Genomic DNA, 19243 nt, shown 5'->3' with positions numbered 1-19243 from the left:
AGAGCGTGAAGGAGATGCCACTGCGCATCCCGCCAGACTCGCAGGACAGGCCTCAAACCGAAACCCCACGCGGACTCAACCGTCAGACCTTAACCACTAGACAAGCCGGTGGACTTCGAGGACATCGCCACCGTCCTACGCAGCCAGACCCAGCGATACGTTTCTGACTTCAACTGGGCGTCAGCGCTCGTTGAAGCTTGCCTCTCCCGTGAACCTAACCGTCTGATCGAGCTGATTCGCTTCGGTCTCGGTGTTGCGATCGGGATTGATCGCGATCAACCCGGCCCGGCTGATCGTGATTTAACCGTGATCCTGATCGCGGCCCGTCGACACGGGCAGGTGGCCGGTCCGGAAGTGCTCGCGATGTTCGATGAAGCGGCACCCGACACTAGGCACCTCCTCATACCCTTCCTACTCGCGGACGGCCGGCGTGACGCTCTCCGGCGCGCTTTGGCCTTCATGGCAGATAATGAGTCCGATGACCTCGACCGGCGCAGGACGCGATGGTCCCACCGCGATCTCACCGTCGTGAGCCGTGAGGCGGCGGCGGAGTTTCTCGCCGCTTTGCCGGACGTGGAGGGCCACGTCATGCTGGTGCATCGGTCTCCACTCTTCGGTCCGCTGGCCCCACTCATTTGGCGCAATCGCCGGTCTCTCAGAACGCACTGCGTTGATTTCTTGCAAACTATGGAAGTCGAGCCGGCGATACAGAAAGCGGCCATCCGCGTCCTGGCCCTCCTTGGAGAGCCGCGCCTGTGTGCGCTGTGTGAGGCGCTCGCGGGGCAGAAAGACAACCCGATCCACGGTTTCGCCGCCCTCGCGCCAGGCTTGGTGCCGACGTTGGTCGATCGCGTCCGCTACGAGGCGATCCTGCTCAAAGAAGGAGAGAACCTCCAAGTTCGGGTGGTCGCTCTCGCGGTCCTGGCCGCGGTTGGGGCCGACCTCGGCGCGTTGTACGAGCGCTTCAAGGCGTCCGGCGAGATTGAAGTCGGTCGCCCAGGCATCTGGAGTTTTTTCTTCCTGCAGATGGCGGCGCGAAGTCCGTTCGCCGCGGCCATCCCCTTGCTAGAAGCTGAGTTGTGGTCCGCTGAGACGGGCAAGGCAGATTTATTCCTCAGCACCCTGACGAGTCTCGGCCGCCTGCCTGGCTCGGCGGCGACCGCAATGTTGCTGAAGGCGTCTTCCCACCCTTACCGTTCGGTGCGCGTAACAGCTGCGCTGTTGTTGGCCAACAGGCGCGCGAGGATGGCCCTCGCGCCTTTGAAGGAGCGACTCGCCACCGAGACGGACCCGGCCATCGGCGTTCTTCTAGGGACTGCCATCGTGGCATCAGGCGCCGCGTCGGTCGCCGACCTTGCTGACGCGTCATCCGAATCCGTGCACCTTTTGTTGTGGCGGTGCGTGCTGGCCGCGCGCACGCGCGACGCCTCCTTCGCACCTCAGCTCGTGCTGCTCGCCAACGATCCCAAAGCTAACTGGCAACTGCGCCGTGCCGCGATCAACGCGGCGGGGGCCCTGCCTTTTGATGCTGCGCTCTCGCAAATGCTGCCCATCCTGCGTGAAGCCTCGCCGTTGACCATCGACGATCATCAAGGTCTTCACACGCATTCAATGCTTTCATGGTTATTGCTGGAGGAGGCGGCGGGCCTACTGCCGGCGTTCCTCGGCGGCGAGGCGCGCTTTGTCGCGCTCGTGACTGGCATTTTCGAGGATGCGCAGGCCGACCTCATCGACCCGCGCGGCATAGCTGCTGGGACGGAGATAGCTAAATGGCTCTACCATAGCCTCCTCGAACGCGGCTGGCCCGGAAGCCCGGGAGTGCTCGATGACCTAATTAATGAGCTGCACGTCCCACTACTCCGCAGCGCAGTCCTCCGTGCCCTGAGATGCACCGGTCGGGTCGAATTGATTGAGCGCGAACTCGCGCGCGCGGACCACGTTTGGATAGCGACGAAGTGCCTGCTCGAGTGCCTGAAAGGCGCCTCGGCCGGCACGGCCGCTCGGCTGGCGGTGCTTGTGGCGCGCTCGCCGATAGCAGGCGAGCCACGGCTTACGTTTATCCTGGATAGAGCTCGTGAGAACGAGGTCGCGGCCAAGCCTAGCCCCATCACGTCCGAGAGTGTCGTGCCTGCCTTGCAGAGATCGACGTTCCGCTACGAGGAGGCCGTCTCGACACTGACTGGCGTCGAGCCGAATGCTGAGCTCAGCCGTCGCGCACCACTCGTCTTCGAGGAAATTACCTCCGCCCAGTTCGAGCACCTCGCGCGGTTGGCCGACCCAGCCAACGACCGCGAAGTCGCGGTCGAGCGTTACGTCCCAGAGGTAACGCTCGGCGGCGAAAGTCACACCGTCGCGCAATGGCAGCGAACCTACAGCAGCAGCTCGGAGTCGGTAGGAGCCTGGATCCGCCCTGCCTTAGTTGCCGCAAACCACTGCGACATTCCTATCCGCTGGCACGAGAAACTCCTCTCTGAGCCGTACTCGGAAGCCTACGCTGAGCGGCTGCTCGCCTGCCTTGCCGCGGCGGGAAGCACTGAAATCTTCTACCAGCTACTTGACCGCGATGGCGATGCTCTGCTCGCCCGCATCTGCTCATACTCTGGACGCCAGCAAATCGCCGCCTTCATAGACGACCGGCTCATCCCGTTCCTAACCGTGCATCTGTTCTCCGGGACGGACGAAATCTTCGCCGGCCTCTGCGGGCTCGCGCGGGCCATCGTGTCTCCATCCATTGACGGGGTGCTGACCGCGCTGTTCCAGCGCTGGACAGAGTCTTTCGCGCGCGGAGGAGAAGCTGGCCCGAGACGGACCAGCATTGAACTCTGGCGTGCCTTCAACGATCTCGCGGGTCATCCCCGTTTCAATCTGATCGAGGATTGGCAGGGACTGCTGTCACCCGTGCTGCAGGGGCCGCTGCGATGGTACGAGAAGCAGACGGTTTTGCGCGTGCTCGAACGCGATCCGCGTTCATACATACAAGTGGAGACAATGCTGTTCAAATCCGATGATTGGGAGCATTTCAACGAAAGTGAAGTCGAGCGTCTCGAAAGGGCTGCCGAGAGCCTTTTCGCTAGATTCGCGGACTGAGCCCCATTGAGAAAGGCGGCATCAAGCGATGTTGAATTCAAACTGCGTTATAGCATGTCTATAGCGTCGCCTCACTGTACTCACCTCTTGTCTGTTCCTCTCTAGACTCGATCCATCTTACATAATAGCTTCGGCGGCGGACCTATATTAGCGCACTTCCGAAGGAGCCATGGGGTCGAGAGCCGAATGGCCCACAAGGGTCGACATCAGACGGCTTTCCTTCACAGCCTGAATGTCTCCTCCTGGCGCAAAGCGGCTTGGAAACGCTCTCGCGGAACAAACACTCGAAACCCGTCCAGGGCTGATCGAGCCGGGACCCTTCTTGTAACCCCAAGGTAACCACGGCTCTCTGAGGTCCGTGCAGACTGCCCCAAGAGGTCCGTGATTAGGGCTCTTTCCGGGGGAGAGCACGTGGTGCCGGTTGCGGGACTTGAACTCGCGACCTACCGCTTACAAGGCGGTTGCTCTACCAGCTGAGCTAAACCGGCGTGCGTTCCTGCGCTACCAGTGCCGTTGGCCCGGCGCAAGCCCGAGTAGGGGGGACGGTGCCGGATCGGCGGATGTCAGGCGGCGCGATCGTCGAGGCGGCGGGTATCGGCGAAGATGCGGCCGTCCGGGAAACGGTAGCGGATGGTCTCCGTCAGGCGCCCCTGCGCGCGGATGTCGATGGCCTCCGGGCGGGTGAGACGGTCCTGCGCCGCCATGGCTTCGACGGCCGTCATCGGGACGTCGCGGCCGCCGCCGAGCTGGCGCCACCACTGGACCGCCTTCTCGCGCGGGTAACCGACCTGCGCGAGGCCGACCACGATCCGGTGGTGCCGGCCATCGCAGAGGTGAAACGTGATCGCGAGGTCTTCCGCCGAACCGGAACGGGCGCGGGTGGCGAAGGTCCAGCCGGCGACGCCCTGCCAAGCCGATCCTGCGCGGACGGGCATCGGCCGGGAGAGGATCGGATGGGTGTCGTCGGCGGAGGCCTCGTGGCCCGGGTCGTCCCGCTCCGCCTCGGGCTCGACCCAGCAGGCCTCACAGGTGCTGGCGTTGAGCGCGATCAGCGCGCCGCAGCCGGGGCAGGGCTTCGCCCGGATCTCGCCCTCGCGTCCCCGGATCGCGGCGGCGCTGCGCGCGGTGACGATGTCGACCGGACCGTGCATGCGGACGAGGCCGGCATAGTCGAGGATCAGGGCGTCCGCCTTGTCCGGAGCCCGGCGCAGGGCACGACCGACCTGCTGCACGTAGAGCCCGGTGCTCTGGGTCGGGCGCAGCAGGGCGACGAGGTCGACCTGGGGCACGTTGAAGCCGGTGGCGAGGACGCCGACCGAGGTCAGGCAGCGGATCCGGCCCTCGCGGAACGCCCGGACGATGCGGTCCCGCGCCCGCCTGGGCGTCTCGCCCGAGAGGGTCTCGCAGCTGTGGCCCTCGGCCCGGATCGCGTCGCGCACCGCCGTAGCATGGGCGACGCCGGCGCAGAAGGCGAGCCAGGCCCGGCGGCCCTGCCCGTAGCCGACCATCTCCTCCACCGCCGCGCGGGTGATCCAATCCTGGTTGACGGCGGCCTCGAGGGCGCTCGGGATGTAGTCGCCCCCGCGCCGCGGCACCCCCGTGACGTCGAGGGTCGTGGCGGTGGCCTTGGAGATGAGCGGCGCGAGGTAGCCCTGGTGGATCAGGTCGCCGACATTGGCCTCGTAGACGATGGCTTCGAACAACCGGCCGGGGCCCGCGTCGAGGCGCCCGCTGTCGAGGCGGTAGGGCGTGGCCGTCAGGCCGACGACGCGCAGGTCGCGGCGCTCGGCGCGCAGGGCGGCCAGGAAGCGGCCGTACCGGGTTTCGGCGTCGCGGGGGATGAGATGGGCTTCGTCCACGACCACGAGGTCGAACGCGTCGAGGTTGCGGGTCCGGTTCCAGATCGACTGGATGCCGCAGAACAGCACCTGTGCGCCGGCCTCGCGGCGACCGAGGCCGGCGGAATAGATACCCGCCGGTGCCTCCGGCCAGAGCGCCAGGAGTTCGCGGTGGTTCTGTGCGATGAGTTCGCGGCTGTGGGTGACGACGACGATGCGATGGCGGGGATCGCGATCGAGCATCTCCCGCACCAGGGCGGCGATCACCAGCGACTTGCCGGCACCGGTCGGCAGGACGATGAGGCCCGGGCCCTCCTGTCGCGCCCAGGAGGCATAGAGGGCGTCGAGGCTGGCGCGCTGATAGGGGCGGAGATCCATCGGCGGCGCTTCTAGCGCCTGCCGCCTCCGGCGTCCGTGGCCAATCTGCCGCGCGTCCGCGCCGTCGCCGTCCGACGCCCCACGGCCCCGGCACGCCAGGGGCCGTCCATCGGGCCGGTGGGCCGTTCCGGTCCAGACCGCAGAAGTCTCCGACGGTCGGATCGGCACGTGTCGGGGCTGTCGCTCGTCCCTGCACGAGTGCGGCGGCCTTCGTGTCTCCGGAGCGGCCCTTAGCGTCGGACACGGCCTGCGCCAAGCCCTTCCGGAACCCGTGCTCCCGAAGTCCGATCGCCCGTCAGGCCAGGCGGGTCCGGCCAAGACGGCCCGCCGGACCCGCCTCGTCGAGCGGAGGCTGGGCTCAGGCCGCCGCTAGGGCTGCCGCCATCTTCTGCGCGAAGGCGACGGGATCCCGCGGCGTGTCGCCGTCCTGCACCCGGGCGAGGTCGAGGAGGGTCCCGGCCGCGTCGGTGATCGCCTCTTGCGCCTCGACCTTGGCGCTGAGCGCGCGGATCAGGGGATGGCGCGGATTGATTTCCAGGACCGGCATACCGCCGCCGCCCCGGCCGGCCCGGCGCAGGAGCCGCTGCATCTGCAGGTCCGGGCCATGGCCGGAGGCGGAGAGCACCACGGCGCTCTCGACCAGGCGGTCGGTGGCGCGCACGTCGGAGACGTCGGGGCCGAGCGCGTCCTTGAGCGCCGCGACCAGGGCCTCGACGGAGGCCGGGGCTTCTTCGCCCTCGGGCGTTTCGCCCGCGAACTTCGAGAGGTCGACGGCCCCTTGCGTAACCGAGCGCAGGGGCTTGTCGTCGAAGCGGGCCAGGGCCTCGGGCCAGAAGGCGTCGACGTGGTCGGAGAGCAGCAGCACCTCGATGCCGCGGGCGCGGAAACCCTCGAGCTGGGGCGAGCGCTTCAGGGCGTCGGCATCATCGGCGACGAGATAGTAGATCGCCTCCTGACCGTCCTTCATCCGCGAAACGTACTCGGGCAGGGAGGTCCAGCCCTCGACGGCGGAGGAGTGGAAGCGCAAGAGCGGCGCGATCTCGGGCCGCCGCTCGTGATCCTCGTAGATGCCCTCCTTGAGGACGGGTCCGAAATTCTCCCAGAACGGGCGGTAGCCCTCGGCGTCCTTGGCCCGGGTGGTGAGCTCGGAGAGGACGCGGCCGGTGACAGCGCGGCGGATCTTGGTGAGCACCGGGGTCGCCTGCAGCATCTCGCGGGAGACGTTGAGGGGCAGGTCCTCGGTGTCGACCACGCCCTGCACGAAGCGCAGCCAGGAGGGGAGGAGCTCCGCCTCGTCGGTGATGAACATGCGACGGACGTGCAGGCGCACCTTGCTGGCGCGCTCGCCCTCCACCGCCTGGAACGGCTTCATGCCGGGCACGAACAGCAGCGCGGAGAATTCCAGCGCCCCTTCTGCGCGCCAGTGCAGGGTCGCCCAGGGCTCGTCGAAGTTCATGCCGACATGGCGGTAGAACTCGGTGTACTGCTCCGGCGTCACCTCGGACTTCGCCTTACGCCACAGGGCCGTGCCCTGGTTGGCGTTCTCCTCCTTGCCGTCCTCGCCGCGGATCGCGATCGGCACGGTGATGTGGTCGGCCCATTTGCGCACGACGTGGTCGAGCCGGTAGCTCTCCAGGTACTCGTCGGCATCCTCCTTGAGGTGCAGGACGATGTCGGTGCCGGGCCCCGCCCGGGTGGCGGGCTCCAGGGTGTAGCTGCCCTGGCCCTCGGACGCCCAGGTCCAGGCCTCCTCGGAGCCGGCCCGGCGCGAGGTGACGGTGACCCGGTCGGCGACCATGAAGGCCGAGTAGAAGCCGACGCCGAACTGGCCGATGAGGCTCGGCTTGTCCTCGGGCCTGGCGTCGCTGAGGGTCTGGCTGAAGGCGCGGGTGCCCGAGCGGGCGATGGTGCCGAGGTTCTGGGCCAGCTCCGACTTCGTCATGCCGATGCCGGCATCGGTGATGGTCAGGGTGCGGGCCGCCTTGTCCGGCGCGATGCGGACCTTGGCGTCGGCGGGCAGCGCGGAGGCCTGATCGGTCAGCGCCTCGAAGCGGCGCCGGTCCATGGCGTCGGCGGCGTTGGCCACCAACTCGCGCAGGAAGATCTCCCGGTCGGAATAGAGGGCATGGACCACGAGGTCCAACAGACGCCCGACCTCGGCACCGAATTCGTGCCGTTCCACGGTGTCGCTCAAGGGACCGCCTCCTGATGTCGAAGAAAGGATGAAGCGAGCGCGATATGCCGTCGCGCCCCGGCGAATTCAATGGCGGCCAAGGTCCGGAAGGGTCTGGGCGGGGAGGGGATAGGTCGGACGCGGACCGGCATGCGCGGCGCGCAAACCCGATTTCCCGCTGCCGGCGCGCAACCTTCGCGGGTCTCGGGCGTAGCCGTGCCTTCACGACACATGACGTCCCTTCCCCTCACGACAGCGAGACGGCCCGAGATGGAACCGATGAAGCCGATGAAGCCGATGAAGCCCATGGAACCCATGAAGCCCATGGAGCCGATGAAGGGATCCGACCCGTGGTGGCCGCAGGAACTGGGGCAGCCCTCCACCAGCGGCGGCCAGAACGACATGCGCTACGCGTTCTTTCCCGACAAGCACCGCCTGCTGATCGAGCGGGACGGCAAGCGGACGACCTATGACAGCGGCGATCACCGGATCAGCGGCGTCTCGCAGTCGAACGGACGCTCGCCGACCTTCACGAGCCAGAACGGCGACGTCGCCGTGGACGACCTCAAGGTCGTCGACTGATCCCGGACCGTCGCCGGGGCTCGGTCGCTGGGCGCGGGTCCTGGCGGCCGCGCCGAGCGGGGCGCCGTCAGGCCACCGCCCGGGCAGCGTCGCTGTTCCCGCGCGACCAGCGTTCGATCGCCTTGGGGACTTCGGAGGCCGGACTCGGCTTGGCGAAGAAGTAGCCCTGGCCCTCGTCGCAGCCCTCGCTGCGTAGGCGATCGAACTGCGCCTCCGTCTCGATCCCCTCGGCGGTGGTGCGCATCCCAAGGCTGAGACCGAGGCCGATCACGGCCCGGACGATGAGGCCGGAATCGGTCTTGTTGGTGATGTCGCGGACGAAGGACTGGTCGATCTTGATCTTGTCGAAGGGGAAACTTCGCAGGTAGCTCAAGGACGAGTAGCCGGTGCCGAAATCGTCCATGGCGATCCGCACGCCCAGGCGGCGCAGGGCATAGAGGGTCGCCAGGGTCGCGAGGTTGTCCTTGAGGAGCACCGATTCGGTGATCTCGAGCTCGAGCCGTCCCGGTGGCAGGCGGCTCTGGATCAGGGCTTGGCGGACGGCCTCGACGATGACCTCGTCGCGGAACTGCACCGCCGAGACATTGACCGCGACCTTGAGTCCATCGGGCCAGCGCATCGCCTCGGTGCAGGCGGTGGTGAGGCACCAGGCGCCCAGCGGCACGATGAGACCGATCTCCTCGGCGACCGCGATGAAGTCGCCCGGCGGAACGAGGCCGCGCACGGGGTGGTGCCAGCGCACCAGGGCCTCGAAGCCGCCGATGCGCCGGGCGCGGAAGTCGTAGATCGGCTGGTAGTGCAGCTCGAACTCCTCGCGCGCCAGGGCCTCGCGCAGGTCGAGTTCGAGGGCCCGGCGGGCCTGGAGGCTGACATCCATCTCCGCCTCGAAGAAGCGCCAGGTCCCGCGCCCATCCGCCTTGGCGCGGTAGAGCGCGACGTCGGCATTCTTGAGGAGCTTGTCGCAGGTGGTGCCGTCGCCGGGCGCGAAGCAGATGCCGATGCTGACGCCGACGCTCGCACGGTGGCCGTCGAGGTCGTAGGGCGCGCTGACCACCTCGACGATCCGCCGGGCGAGCACGGCGGCGTCCCGGGGCTGCTCGGCCTGTGCCAGGATGATCGCGAACTCGTCGCCCCCGAGGCGGGCCACGGTGTCGACCTCGCGCACGCAGGCACGCAGGCGGTCGGCGACCGCCCGCAGCAAGGCATCGCCCACGGGGTGGCCAAGCGTGTCGTTGACTTCCTTGAAGCGGTCGAGGTCGAGGCAGAGCACCGCGAACGGGCTACCGCGTCCGAGGTGGGCGACCGCTTCCTCGATCCGCTCGCCGAACATCGCCCGGTTCGGCAGGCCCGTGAGCACGTCGTGCCGGGCCATGAAGGCGATGCGCGCATCCGCTTCGCGGCGCTCGGTGACGTCCTCGTAGGTCGCCACGAGGCCGCCCCCGCGCACCGCCTTGTGCGAGACCGCGACCACGCGCCCGTCGCCGAGGTGGAGGAAGTCGGAATCGACTGCGCCGCCGCTGGCGGTCTCGGCCTGGGCCAGGGCGAAGGCATCGGGCTCGGGCTGCGGATAGTCCCCGCGCGCGGCGCTGAGCCCCGCGACGTCGCGATAGGGCAGACCGAGGGGAAGCTGCCCGGGCTCGAGGCTGAAGATCTCGCAGTAGCGCCGGTTCACGACGGTGAGGCGGCCGTCGACGTCGAAGAGGCAGAGGCCCTGGGACATGTTGTCGAGGGCGGTGTCGAGGCGCAGGTTGGTGGCCTGGAGGATGGCTTCCTGCTCCTTCAGGAGCGTGATGTCGCTGCAGACAGCGATGAAGCCGCCCGTGCGCGTGGCGCTCCGGCTGATCCGAAGCCAACGGCCATCGCCGAGGCGCAGCTCGCTGCGCTCGTCGGTCGTGGCAAGGAGCGCTTGGGCGAGGCTGCCCGGACCGGCCTCACCCGCCGCGAGGGCGGCGATCGTGCGGCCCGCGGGCCGGGTCCCGGCGGCGAAGCCGAGGTAGTCCTCCGCCTGGCTATTGGTGAGGCTGATCCGCCCGGCCTCGTCGACGACCACGATCCCCTCCCGGGAGGTCTCAAGGGCATCGGCGAGGCGGTCCTCGGCGGAAATCCGCTGTGCGACCTCCTTCTCCATCGCACGGCGGATGTTGTCGCGCATGGTGCCCATGGCCGACAGAAGCGTACCAACCTCATCGGCCCCTCCGGCCGGCATCGTGCCGCTGAGGTCGCCGCCCGCGATGCGGGTGGCGACCTGCGAAGCATCGGCGAGCGGCCCCATGATGCGGCGCGCCAGGCAGAAGGCGACGGTCCCGGAAAGCAGCACGGCGATCAGGGTGCCCAGGAGGTTGAGCCGGGTCTCACGGGCCACGATGGCGCGGGCCTGCTGCCGATAGATGAAGCCGTCGCCGGCCGTATAGTTGATGAACAGGTCGAAGTTTTCCTCCGCCACCGCCGCGTGGCGGTCGAGCTCCGCATAGGCAGCCTCGCTCCGGCCGAAATCGGTGATCCTGGCGCGGGCCTCCGTCCACGCGGACACCGCGCGCTCGGCCGCCTGCGCCGCGCGGGTCGCACGCTCGGATTGGGCGCGCTCCACGGCGATCTCGAGGTCCTCGGCGAGGAGGCGCTGCAGGCTGGCGAAGCGCTCGTCGAGGCGGGTGCGGGCCGCCGGATCGGTGACCATCCAGCGCCGCGCCTCGGCCGTGCGCATCCCGGCGAAGTCGGTGGCGGCGGCCCGGGCATAATTGATGGACATCAGCGACCGGTCGAAGGTCTGGCTGACCAGTTCGTCGGCGCGGCGGATGCTCGACGCCGCCGACAACCCGAGCGCCCCCGTGATGGCGCTCATCACGAGGAACGCGATCACGATCCGTCCCCGGATCGTGCCGAGCATCGCGGCGACGGCCTCCGCGAGCCGCCGGCCGGGACGCGCCCGCGATGTCATCGGGTCTGCGGGCGATGTCATCCAGCCTTGTCCCGTCCCATCATCGCAGCAGGATGACCGAAAGACGTTAAGGCGATCTTGAGATCGGGCCGGCAGTTTATCCCCTTAACCGGACTTTCACTCAGGCGTTTTATGGTTGTGGAGGTCGAAAGGCTCTTGAGCATCGAGACTGCTCGTCGTGGTTCGGTCGCGGCTCGTTTCGATCCTGATCGTCGTTGAACGAACGGAAAAGCGATGCGGCCATCGACAATTGCTTGCCTGGCCTTCGGGCTTCTTGGTGCGATGAGTGGCGGGCTTGCGTGGGCCACCGTCGGTGCGCCCAGCCTGCACGTGTCCCAGAAGGGGCGCGCCTTTCAACCCAATGCCCTTATGGTTCCACGCGGTGCCAACGTGGAAATCGTCAACGACGACGGCGACCTACTTCACCACGTCTACATCGATGCGCCGGACTTCACGTTCGATTCGGGAGACCTGAGGCCCGGGAGCCGGACCCAGGTCGTCTTCAACGTGGCTGGGACCTTCGCCGTCCTGTGCGGGATCCATCCGAAGATGAAGTTGACCGTACGGGTCGACGGCCGCTGACATCCGGGGCGATCGACCGTCTCCGAATCGAGCGCCGCCGGGGCTCCCGCCGGAGCCGCCCGCGGCGCGTCCCGTCGCGCCTGCACGGCGCGCGAGCGACCCTCAGAGCAGGGTCGACCCCTGCAGCACGGCGTGGGCGCCGTAGTAGAGGCCGAGAAAGGCCGCCAGCGCCGCCCCATAGCCCACGGGCGTGAGGGCAAGGTTACGCAGGCGATAGGGCGATGCGGCGTTGTCGGCCGCGAGGGCCACCATCGCGACGATGATCGGCGCGTGGCCGATGGCGTCGACCTTGCCGAACTCGAAGATCGCCGAGATGAAGGTGGCGGCCAGCAGGATCGCGGCGACCCGGCGGACCAGCGGGGTGCAGACCAGCGCGAAGGCCAGGGCGAATTCCACCGCGCCGGCTGCCTTCATGAAGTATTCGCCCGTGAACCCGAGCGTCATCGCCGGATGCTCGATGAAGAGCGGGAACGACCATTGCGGATAGGCCCACTTCTCGACGGAGGCCCACATCAGGGTGATGGCGGCGGTGTAGCGCACGATGTCGAGGGGACGGAGGCCGCCGGGTAGGGAGCGGCCGAGGCCGGTCAGCGCGCAGTAAGCCGCGACTCCGAGGAAGATCGGGTAGTCCGCGAGGTGGAAGGCGCCGTACTGGACCAGGGCGGTCGTGAACAGGACCACGATGCCGAGGGCCGAGAACGGCATGGTCCGCCGCCACAGGAAGCCGGCCGCGATGGCGAGCTGGAACCACGGGAGCGCGCTGCTGGTCGTCTTCAGCTCGGGCGTCAGAATGACGCCGCCGAGGGTCCAGAGCGCGACGAAGAAGCCGCCCAGAACCGCACGGAACAGGAGCTCGGTGTTCTCGCGTGCCCAGGCCGTGGTCCGGTCGAGGGATCGCGTGAGTGCTGCCCCCAGCACCGTACCTTCGAGAAGACCGCCCACCATCAGGGCGAGCACGGAGAGGCCGACCAGCTTCTCGAAGTCCGAGCACAGGACCTCGCCGAGGTCACGAGGCGACCCGACCAGGTCGTAGGCGCAGAACCATTTCACGTGTGCCATCGCGGCGTCGGAGCCTGCGACCGTGAGGACAGCCGCCATCATCATGACTGCGGTGCGCGGCAGCCAACGTCTTCCGGGGTACATGGAGGGAAGCCCTATTCACGACACCGGCGCGGGGGCCTGCCGGCGCGATGAAAACTACGCGCCTTCGCCGGTTTGCGGAAGGAACTTGTTAATAGACCTTTCCAAATGGTTAACCTGTTGCTTGCCGGCATCGGCCGTGATCCGCGTCCGACCGGTCGGATGCATGGGGATCCCGTAACGCTTCGATGACGATGCTGTCGGAAAGCCTGCGCCCGGACAGGGTCCGCTAACCCTCGCGGGGCTAAGCCGGGGATCGCCCGTCTCAACCTGAAGAGCCCGATGATCGCGACCTTGAGCCTATCGAGCCTGATGGTGGGGACCGGCCTGTCCTACGCGGCGGCGCGCGCGCCGAGCCGGGCCGACGCTCTCGAACGCTGGTCCGGGCGCCTTCTCCTCGGCGGGCTCGGCCTCCTCGGGGCCGCTCTCCCGCTCTTCCGCTGACGCGACCCGACAGCGTCCCTGACGAAGGGCGATCCCTCAGTTGAGGCGGGGCGGGACCGCGAGGCTGGCCGTGCCGTCGGCGCTCAGGGTCTTCAGGAACGCGATCAGGTCGCGCTTCTCGGCGTCGGTCAGCCCCAGCGGCTTGATCGCGGGCGATCGGCTGGGCCGGTCGATCCCGCCGCGATCGTAGAGATCGATGACGTCGCGCAGGGAGGTCAGCGAACCGTCGTGCATGTAGGGGCCGCGCTCGGTGACGTCGCGCAAGGTGGGGGTCTTGAACGCGTAGCGGAGCTGAACCGAATCCGGAAAGAACGCGGCCCGTCCCACATCCGCCTCGGCGCCGACGCCGACGTCGTGGAAGGATCCGTCCGTGAAGGTCCAGCCCGAATGGCAGCCGGCGCATTGCGCCTTGCCGTTGAAGAGCGCGAACCCGGCCTTCGCACTCGGGCCGATGGCGCGGGCGTCGCCCGCGACCCAGCGATCGAACGGCGCCTCGCCGGAGACGATGGAGCGCTGGAAGGTCGCCAGCGCCAGCTCGACGGTCCGCCGACTGATCGCCTCAGGCGATCCGCCGGCTGCGGCGCGTTCGGGGAACGCCGCCGCGAAGGCGCGGACGTAGCCGGGATCGGCTCTCAGCCGTGCGAGCAAGGTCGCCTCGGGCAGGTTCATCGCGCTGGCGCTGGTGATCGGCGTGAAGGCGACGTTCTCGAGGTCGCGGAATTTGCCGTCCCAACCGAGGATCGGGATCTGGGCCACGTCGAGCAGGGTCGGCGTGCGCACTTTCATTGCCGCGCCGGTCTCGCCGATGCCGCGCGGGCGGCCGTCGCTCCACGATTGAGTCGGGACGTGGCAGCTGGCGCAGCTCATGGTGCGCTCGCCCGACAGGAGCGTATCGAAGAACAGGCGCTGGCCGAGTGCGGCCTTGGCCGGGCTGTAGGGATTGTCGGCCGGGTAGACCGCCTCGTCGACGCGCCGATAAGCCTCGCGCAGCGCCGACAGTTCGGCCTGCGTCGTGCTGACATTCGCTTGTTCCGGCTCGCCGGCACCCGAGGTGCGTAATCCGAGGCCCGATGCCGCGAAGGCAATCAGGGCAACGCCGGCAAGCGCGGCGCTTACCCGTCTGCGCATCGCGATCTCCTGATCCTCTCAGCGCTAGTCCGGATCCGTTAACGAAGTCTCACGCGAAGCCTCTCCCGCCCAAATGCCGCAGCACCGAACCGGTGCCGGTTGGCGCGAACGTTGCTTAGGCCGCCTCAGTCAGCAATGGCTGCGAATCCCGTCAGGTGTCCTGGGATGTCGCATCGCTTCAGGACGAGAGGCTCGGAATGACGAAATACAAACTCGAGTATATATGGCTCGACGGCTACACTCCGGTGCCGAACCTTCGCGGTAAGACCCAGATCAAGGAATTCGACGCGTTCCCGACCCTTGAGCAGCTTCCGCTCTGGGGCTTCGACGGCAGCTCGACGATGCAGGCCGAAGGCGGCAGCTCCGATTGCATGTTGAAGCCCGTGCGCCACTTCCCGGATTCCACGCGCAAGAACGGCGTACTGGTGATGTGCGAAGTCATGATGCCGGATGGCGTCACCCCGCACGCCTCCAACAAGCGCGCCACCATCCTCGACGACGACGGCGCCTGGTTCGGCTTCGAGCAGGAGTACTTCTTCTACAAGGATGGCCGTCCGCTCGGCTTCCCTGCCTCCGGCTATCCGGCTCCGCAGGGGCCGTATTACTGCGGCGTCGGCTACAAGGAAGTCGGCAGCATCGCCCGCAAGATTGTCGAGCAGCACCTGGATCTCTGCCTCGATGCCGGCATCAACCACGAGGGCATCAACGCCGAGGTGGCTAAGGGCCAGTGGGAGTTCCAGATCTTCGGCAAGGGCTCCAAGAAGGCCGCCGACGAGATGTGGGTCGCCCGCTACCTGCTGCAGCGTCTGTGCGAGACCTACGAGATCGACGTCGAGTACCATTGCAAGCCGCTCGGCGCGACGGACTGGAACGGCTCGGGCATGCACGCCAACTTCTCGACCGAGCACATGCGCACGGTGGGCGGCAAGGCGTATTTCGAAGCCCTGATGGCGGCCTTCAAGGAGAACCTCGACGACCACATCGCCGTCTACGGCCCCGACAACCACATGCGCCTGACGGGCAAGCACGAGACGGCGGCGATCGACCAGTTCAGCTACGGCGTCGCCGACCGGGGCGCCTCGATCCGCGTGCCGCACAGCTTCGTGAACAACGAATATAAGGGCTACCTCGAAGATCGCCGTCCCAACAGCCAGGGGGACCCCTACCAGATCGCCTCGCAGATCCTGAAGACGATCTCCTCGGTTCCGACCGCGACGAGTCAGCAGGCGGCTGCCTAGTTTTTAGGCGTCAATTCGTCAATTTTGCTCCGAACCTAGGCAGGGTCCGCCGCGTTCTACGAGGCGGGCCCTTCTTTTTGCCTGTTCGGATGGCAAGTCGGTCGGAGCGAGTCGGTCCTCCCGCCTTCAAGCGCCGAAGATCGACCAGCCCAGCCGCCGGGTGAGCATCTCCAGGGCGATCCGTCCAAGATGGGAATTGCCGGAGGCGTCGAGGCCGGGCGACCAGACGGCGATCGAGGCCTTGCCCGGCGCGATCGCCAGGATGCCGCCGCCGACGCCGCTCTTCCCCGGAAGACCCACCCGATAGGCGAACTCCCCCGAGCCGTCGTAATGTCCGCAGGTGAGCATCACCGCGTTGATGCGCCGTGCCCGCTCGGGCGACACCACGGACAACCCCGTCAGGGGGTTGCGCCCCGAATGGGCGAGGAACCGGCCCGCCTGGGCGAGCTGCCGGCAGGACATGCTGAGGGCGCAGTGGTGGAAGTAGACGCCGAGGGTGAAGTCGACCGGATTGTCGAGCACCCCGAAGGACTTCATGTAGTGGGCAAGCGCCATGTTGCGGAAGCCCGTCCGCAGCTCGGAGGCAGCCACCGCCTCGTCGATGGCGATGCTGGAATCCTGCGCCAGGAACTGCATGAAACGCAGGATCTCGCCGATGGCCTCACGGGGCTGGTGGCCGGACAGGATCAGGTCCGTTACCGCGATCGCCCCGGCATTGATGAACGGATTGCGCGGGATGCCGCGCTCGCGCTCCAGCTGGACGATGGAGTTGAAGGGGCTGCCCGAGGGTTCCCGCCCGACGCGGCGCCAGAGGCGGTCGCCGGCCATGCCGAGGGCGAGGGTCAGGGTGAAGACCTTGGAGATACTCTGGATCGAGAAGGGTTCGTCGCTGTCGCCGCCGGCCGCGATCCGCCCCTCGGCATCGATCACCACGAGACCGAAAGCCTTGGCATCGACACCGGCGAGTTCGGGGATGTAGGTCGCCACCTCGCCTCGGTCCGGCCGCTCCCGCATCTCGTCGGCGATCTCGCGAACGACATGGTCGAGGTCGGGCACGTCGAGGCTCATGGGCGATTCCGGGGGAGGGCTGGAACGAGGGTTCGGCGACGGGCGCAAACCCCGGGCCATGCCGGTATCCGGCCCGGCCCGGGATGGCACGGTGGGCTTGGACGCCCAGGCTCAACACCGTCACCGTATTGTTCAGCTTGGCGACAGGATTGTGGGACTATAGAACCATAACGGCGACGCTTCGGTGATGTATCACATTTGTTTCTAACTGTTTCTATTTAATGCTCGTGGTCTTTCGCCTGCATTCGGCGGCTTAAGATCAGATGAATGCTTTTTTCAGAGGTCGTTAAATCGCGCAGCCGTAGCACGGCCGCCGAAATGACGGCGCTCCGGACTCTCCGGCCCCGGCCGTCGAGCGACGAGTAGCAATGAGCATTGATTCGAGCGACCCGAACCGCAGCGCAGATCCAGGCGATCTCTCCCTCGTCGCGCCGATGGCGGCGTCCCGCGGGGCCGCGGAAACAACGGCCACGATGGCGGTCGCCCGCTCCGAAGCGGGCGCGCCCGAGGCCGCGCGCGCCGGAACTTCCGGCGTCGCGCCGCCTCCATCACCCTGGGCCCGCCAAGGCGAAGCCGGCATGACGGTGGAGGCGCGCCGGCGCATCGGACGCAACCTGCGCCTCCTCTATGCCGAGGTGCTGAATCAGCCGCTCCCCGACCGCTTCGACGCCCTCCTCGCCGATCTGGCCGCCCGCAGCACCACGCGAGGATCCTGATGACCAACGCGATGCCCCAACGGGTCGGCACGCCGCAGGGCGCCGATGCCGAGATGCGTGAACTCCTGCTCGGTGCGATTCCGGCCCTGCGCGCCTTCGCGTTCTCGCTGACCTACGATCTCGACCGCAGCGACGACCTCGTCCAGGACACCCTGGTGCGGGCCTGGACCAAGGCCGACAGTTTCACCCGGGGCACCAACCTGACGGCGTGGCTGTTCACCATCCTGCGCAACCTGTTCTATTCCGAGCAGCGCAAGCGCAAGCGCGAGGTGGAGGACGCCGACGGTGCCCTGGCAGGGCGTCTGACCAGCCTGCCTGAGCAGGAGATCCGGGTGGAGATGCGCGAGTTCCAGGAGGCCTTGAACGCGTTGCCGTTCAGCCAGCGCGAGGCCCTTGTCCTCGTCGGTGCGCAGAGCTTCACCTACGAGGAGGCGGCGGAGATCTGCGGGGTCGCCGTGGGCACCATGAAGAGCCGTGTCAGCCGCGCCCGCGGCCGGCTCATCGAGAGCCTCGGGATGAACGGCACCGACGAGATCGGCGCCGATGCGTTCACGCGGGCGGCCCTGGGGTCGCCTCCCGGGTAAGGGACATCGCCGGTTGAGGGCATCAGCCCGAGCCGGACGCATCTCGCGTCCGGCTCGGGATCAGATCAAGGCTGTCCGCACCGCGCGGGCGATCTCGGCGGGCGGGGTATCGCTCCGGTCGCCGAGGAGGCGCCGGCCCGAAGCGATCACCTGCAAGGCTTCGCGGCTGCTGCCGTCGCGCAGGGCCACCGCTTCGAGGTCGCGCAGATACTCGATCACGCCCTCTCGGGCCTTGCCGTCCCGGGCCAGCACCGGCTCGACCCGCGACGTGACGTCGTTCGCCACCGAGGCCCAGAATGCGGCCGGTCCGGCGGAATTCTCGTGCATCGTATCGCTTCCCTGACGTGTGTGGACGCGCAGGGTCCGACGACCCGCCGAGCGAGCAAGGCGATCCGCCGCCCAAGCGGCCCTTTCGGGGTCGACCCGAATCCAAATTAGCAAGAGAGAAGCGGGGCCTTAATAACCTTCATCAAGAACGAAGCAAAAACAAATGGAGGATTTTGTTACAAAGAGGCCCAGACTGTTGTTCGGTTTCCAGCCCTAAGTTGTAGATCGGGCTCGTGCGAAGCTCTGCCTCGCGAGCACGAAGCACAAGCGACGTGTTTTCGAATCATGCGCGTTTCATCAAGGCACCCCGAGACTAGCCTCTCGATGCACGGGCCCTGGCCCTGGTGGCTCGGGGGTACGCCGACCAGCAGGAGGAGCCGAATTTCCTGTCGGCTCCTCGGTTCTGCACGACGACACCAGCGGAGGCATCCCTGGGGGTGGGCACCCGCGACATCAAACCCGCGACGACCTCATCGTCCCCACGATCCACGAGATCTACGACGCGGAGCACCGGATCACGAAAGCGCTACGCAAGATGAACGCGAGGAGGACGCATCCGGAACTGAAGCAGCGCTTCGCGATCCACCTGCGCCAAACCGAGGACCCGATCCAGCGACTGGCGAAAGTCTTCCAGATTCACGGCCCCAGCCCCAAGGCGGTGACCTGTCCGGCGATCAGCGGCCTCATTGAGGAGGCCGGCGCGGAGGACGGCGAGATCGTCGACACAAGGCTGTGCGGGACGCTGTCCTCGTGGCCTCGGCCCAGGCCGTGGAGCACGACGAGATCGCCCGCTACGGCACTCCTCCCGTCCCGGGCCAAGCGCCCGGGACGGGAGGAGTGTGCCAGCGCGCTCCAGCAGAACCTCAACGCGAAAAAGGCGACCGACCACCTGCTCGCCGCCAGGGCCGAGCGTCAGGTCGGTCCGCGCGCGGCCGGAGTCCGACCGGGCGGTGCACGGAGGGCCTTGCGCTGATCGGAGCCGTTGCTTTTTGGGTTGCGTCCCGCGCACCCTGACGCCGCCCG

The 19243-nt window shown here is 67.5% G+C and carries 15 protein-coding genes, 1 tRNA gene and 1 pseudogene; 9 read left to right on the top strand and 8 right to left on the bottom strand.

Annotated features, from left to right (window positions below; translation table 11 throughout):
• Nucleotides 1-108 precede the first annotated feature (108 nt).
• On the top strand, nt 109-3087 hold the full coding sequence (locus ASF41_RS04495) for a HEAT repeat domain-containing protein (RefSeq protein ID WP_156653187.1): 2979 nt from the start codon (nt 109-111) through the stop codon (nt 3085-3087).
• Between the two features lie 412 nt (nt 3088-3499).
• On the opposite strand, the gene ASF41_RS04490 is transcribed toward ASF41_RS04495, so the two are convergent.
• From ASF41_RS04490 to htpG, 3 genes are all read right to left on the bottom strand, one after another.
• Nucleotides 3500-3575 (bottom strand) — tRNA-Thr (locus ASF41_RS04490).
• 75 nt (nt 3576-3650) lie between these two features.
• A complete protein-coding gene (locus ASF41_RS04485) occupies nt 3651-5303 on the bottom strand; it encodes a DEAD/DEAH box helicase (protein WP_056491124.1) in 1653 nt (550 codons plus the stop codon).
• A gap of 358 nt (nt 5304-5661) precedes the next feature.
• A complete protein-coding gene (htpG, locus tag ASF41_RS04480) occupies nt 5662-7497 on the bottom strand; it encodes a molecular chaperone HtpG (protein WP_056491121.1) in 1836 nt (611 codons plus the stop codon).
• A 258-nt stretch (nt 7498-7755) separates the two neighbouring features.
• On the opposite strand from htpG, the gene ASF41_RS04475 reads away from it, so the two are divergent.
• Nucleotides 7756-8058 carry a hypothetical protein gene (locus ASF41_RS04475; protein WP_348271619.1) on the top strand — a complete coding sequence of 101 codons (303 nt, stop codon included), beginning with the start codon at nt 7756-7758 and terminating at the stop codon, nt 8056-8058.
• A gap of 67 nt (nt 8059-8125) precedes the next feature.
• On the opposite strand, the gene ASF41_RS04470 is transcribed toward ASF41_RS04475, so the two are convergent.
• Entirely contained in the window at nt 8126-11014 is a 2889-nt protein-coding gene (locus ASF41_RS04470) for an EAL domain-containing protein (RefSeq protein WP_056491118.1), read from the bottom strand.
• A gap of 213 nt (nt 11015-11227) precedes the next feature.
• On the opposite strand from ASF41_RS04470, the gene ASF41_RS04465 reads away from it, so the two are divergent.
• Nucleotides 11228-11575: a hypothetical protein gene (locus tag ASF41_RS04465; protein ID WP_082503982.1), complete on the top strand. Its 348-nt coding sequence runs from the start codon at nt 11228-11230 to the stop codon at nt 11573-11575.
• Between the two features lie 102 nt (nt 11576-11677).
• Here ASF41_RS04465 and ASF41_RS04460 read toward each other — a convergent pair whose 3' ends face one another.
• Entirely contained in the window at nt 11678-12679 is a 1002-nt protein-coding gene (locus tag ASF41_RS04460) for a hypothetical protein (RefSeq protein WP_056352247.1), read from the bottom strand.
• A 318-nt stretch (nt 12680-12997) separates the two neighbouring features.
• On the opposite strand from ASF41_RS04460, the gene ASF41_RS25560 reads away from it, so the two are divergent.
• Nucleotides 12998-13159 carry a hypothetical protein gene (locus ASF41_RS25560; RefSeq protein ID WP_200917586.1) on the top strand — a complete coding sequence of 54 codons (162 nt, stop codon included), beginning with the start codon at nt 12998-13000 and terminating at the stop codon, nt 13157-13159.
• A 36-nt stretch (nt 13160-13195) separates the two neighbouring features.
• Here the strand turns inward: ASF41_RS25560 and ASF41_RS04455 are convergent, their stop codons facing one another.
• Nucleotides 13196-14287, bottom strand: a complete 1092-nt coding sequence (locus tag ASF41_RS04455) for a cytochrome-c peroxidase (RefSeq protein WP_056491115.1) — start codon at nt 14285-14287, stop codon at nt 13196-13198.
• 197 nt (nt 14288-14484) lie between these two features.
• Here ASF41_RS04455 and ASF41_RS04450 point away from each other — a divergent pair, with 197 nt between their 5' ends.
• Entirely contained in the window at nt 14485-15525 is a 1041-nt protein-coding gene (locus ASF41_RS04450) for a glutamine synthetase beta-grasp domain-containing protein (RefSeq protein ID WP_056216051.1), read from the top strand.
• A gap of 126 nt (nt 15526-15651) precedes the next feature.
• Here ASF41_RS04450 and ASF41_RS04445 read toward each other — a convergent pair whose 3' ends face one another.
• Nucleotides 15652-16593 (bottom strand): glutaminase, encoded by a 942-nt coding sequence (locus tag ASF41_RS04445; protein WP_200917588.1) that lies wholly within the window; start codon nt 16591-16593, stop codon nt 15652-15654.
• 368 nt (nt 16594-16961) lie between these two features.
• Here ASF41_RS04445 and ASF41_RS04440 point away from each other — a divergent pair, with 368 nt between their 5' ends.
• Nucleotides 16962-17309: a NepR family anti-sigma factor gene (locus ASF41_RS04440; protein ID WP_056491113.1), complete on the top strand. Its 348-nt coding sequence runs from the start codon at nt 16962-16964 to the stop codon at nt 17307-17309.
• Nucleotides 17309-17893, top strand: a complete 585-nt coding sequence (locus ASF41_RS04435) for a sigma-70 family RNA polymerase sigma factor (protein ID WP_056216046.1) — start codon at nt 17309-17311, stop codon at nt 17891-17893. Before ASF41_RS04440 ends, ASF41_RS04435 begins: the two co-directional genes overlap by 1 nt.
• Before the next feature lie 60 nt (nt 17894-17953).
• Here the strand turns inward: ASF41_RS04435 and ASF41_RS04430 are convergent, their stop codons facing one another.
• Nucleotides 17954-18220, bottom strand: a complete 267-nt coding sequence (locus ASF41_RS04430; protein ID WP_056216044.1) for a hypothetical protein — start codon at nt 18218-18220, stop codon at nt 17954-17956.
• A gap of 403 nt (nt 18221-18623) precedes the next feature.
• Between ASF41_RS04430 and ASF41_RS26575 the strand changes: the two are divergent.
• Together ASF41_RS26575 and ASF41_RS26570 are read left to right on the top strand one after the other, a co-directional pair.
• A pseudogene (locus ASF41_RS26575) lies at nt 18624-18863 on the top strand (DUF892 family protein); the annotation flags it as partial.
• 89 nt (nt 18864-18952) lie between these two features.
• The gene (locus ASF41_RS26570) at nt 18953-19234 is read left to right on the top strand and encodes a hypothetical protein (RefSeq protein WP_407067252.1); all 282 of its coding nucleotides are present in this window, start codon (nt 18953-18955) and stop codon (nt 19232-19234) included.
• Nucleotides 19235-19243 lie beyond the last annotated feature (9 nt).

It is taken from the genome of Methylobacterium sp. Leaf111, from assembly GCF_001423285.1.
GTDB lineage: Bacteria > Pseudomonadota > Alphaproteobacteria > Rhizobiales > Beijerinckiaceae > Methylobacterium.
The sequence above is the reverse complement of the archived record's forward strand: the minus strand, read 5'-3'. Positions and strand labels throughout refer to the sequence as shown.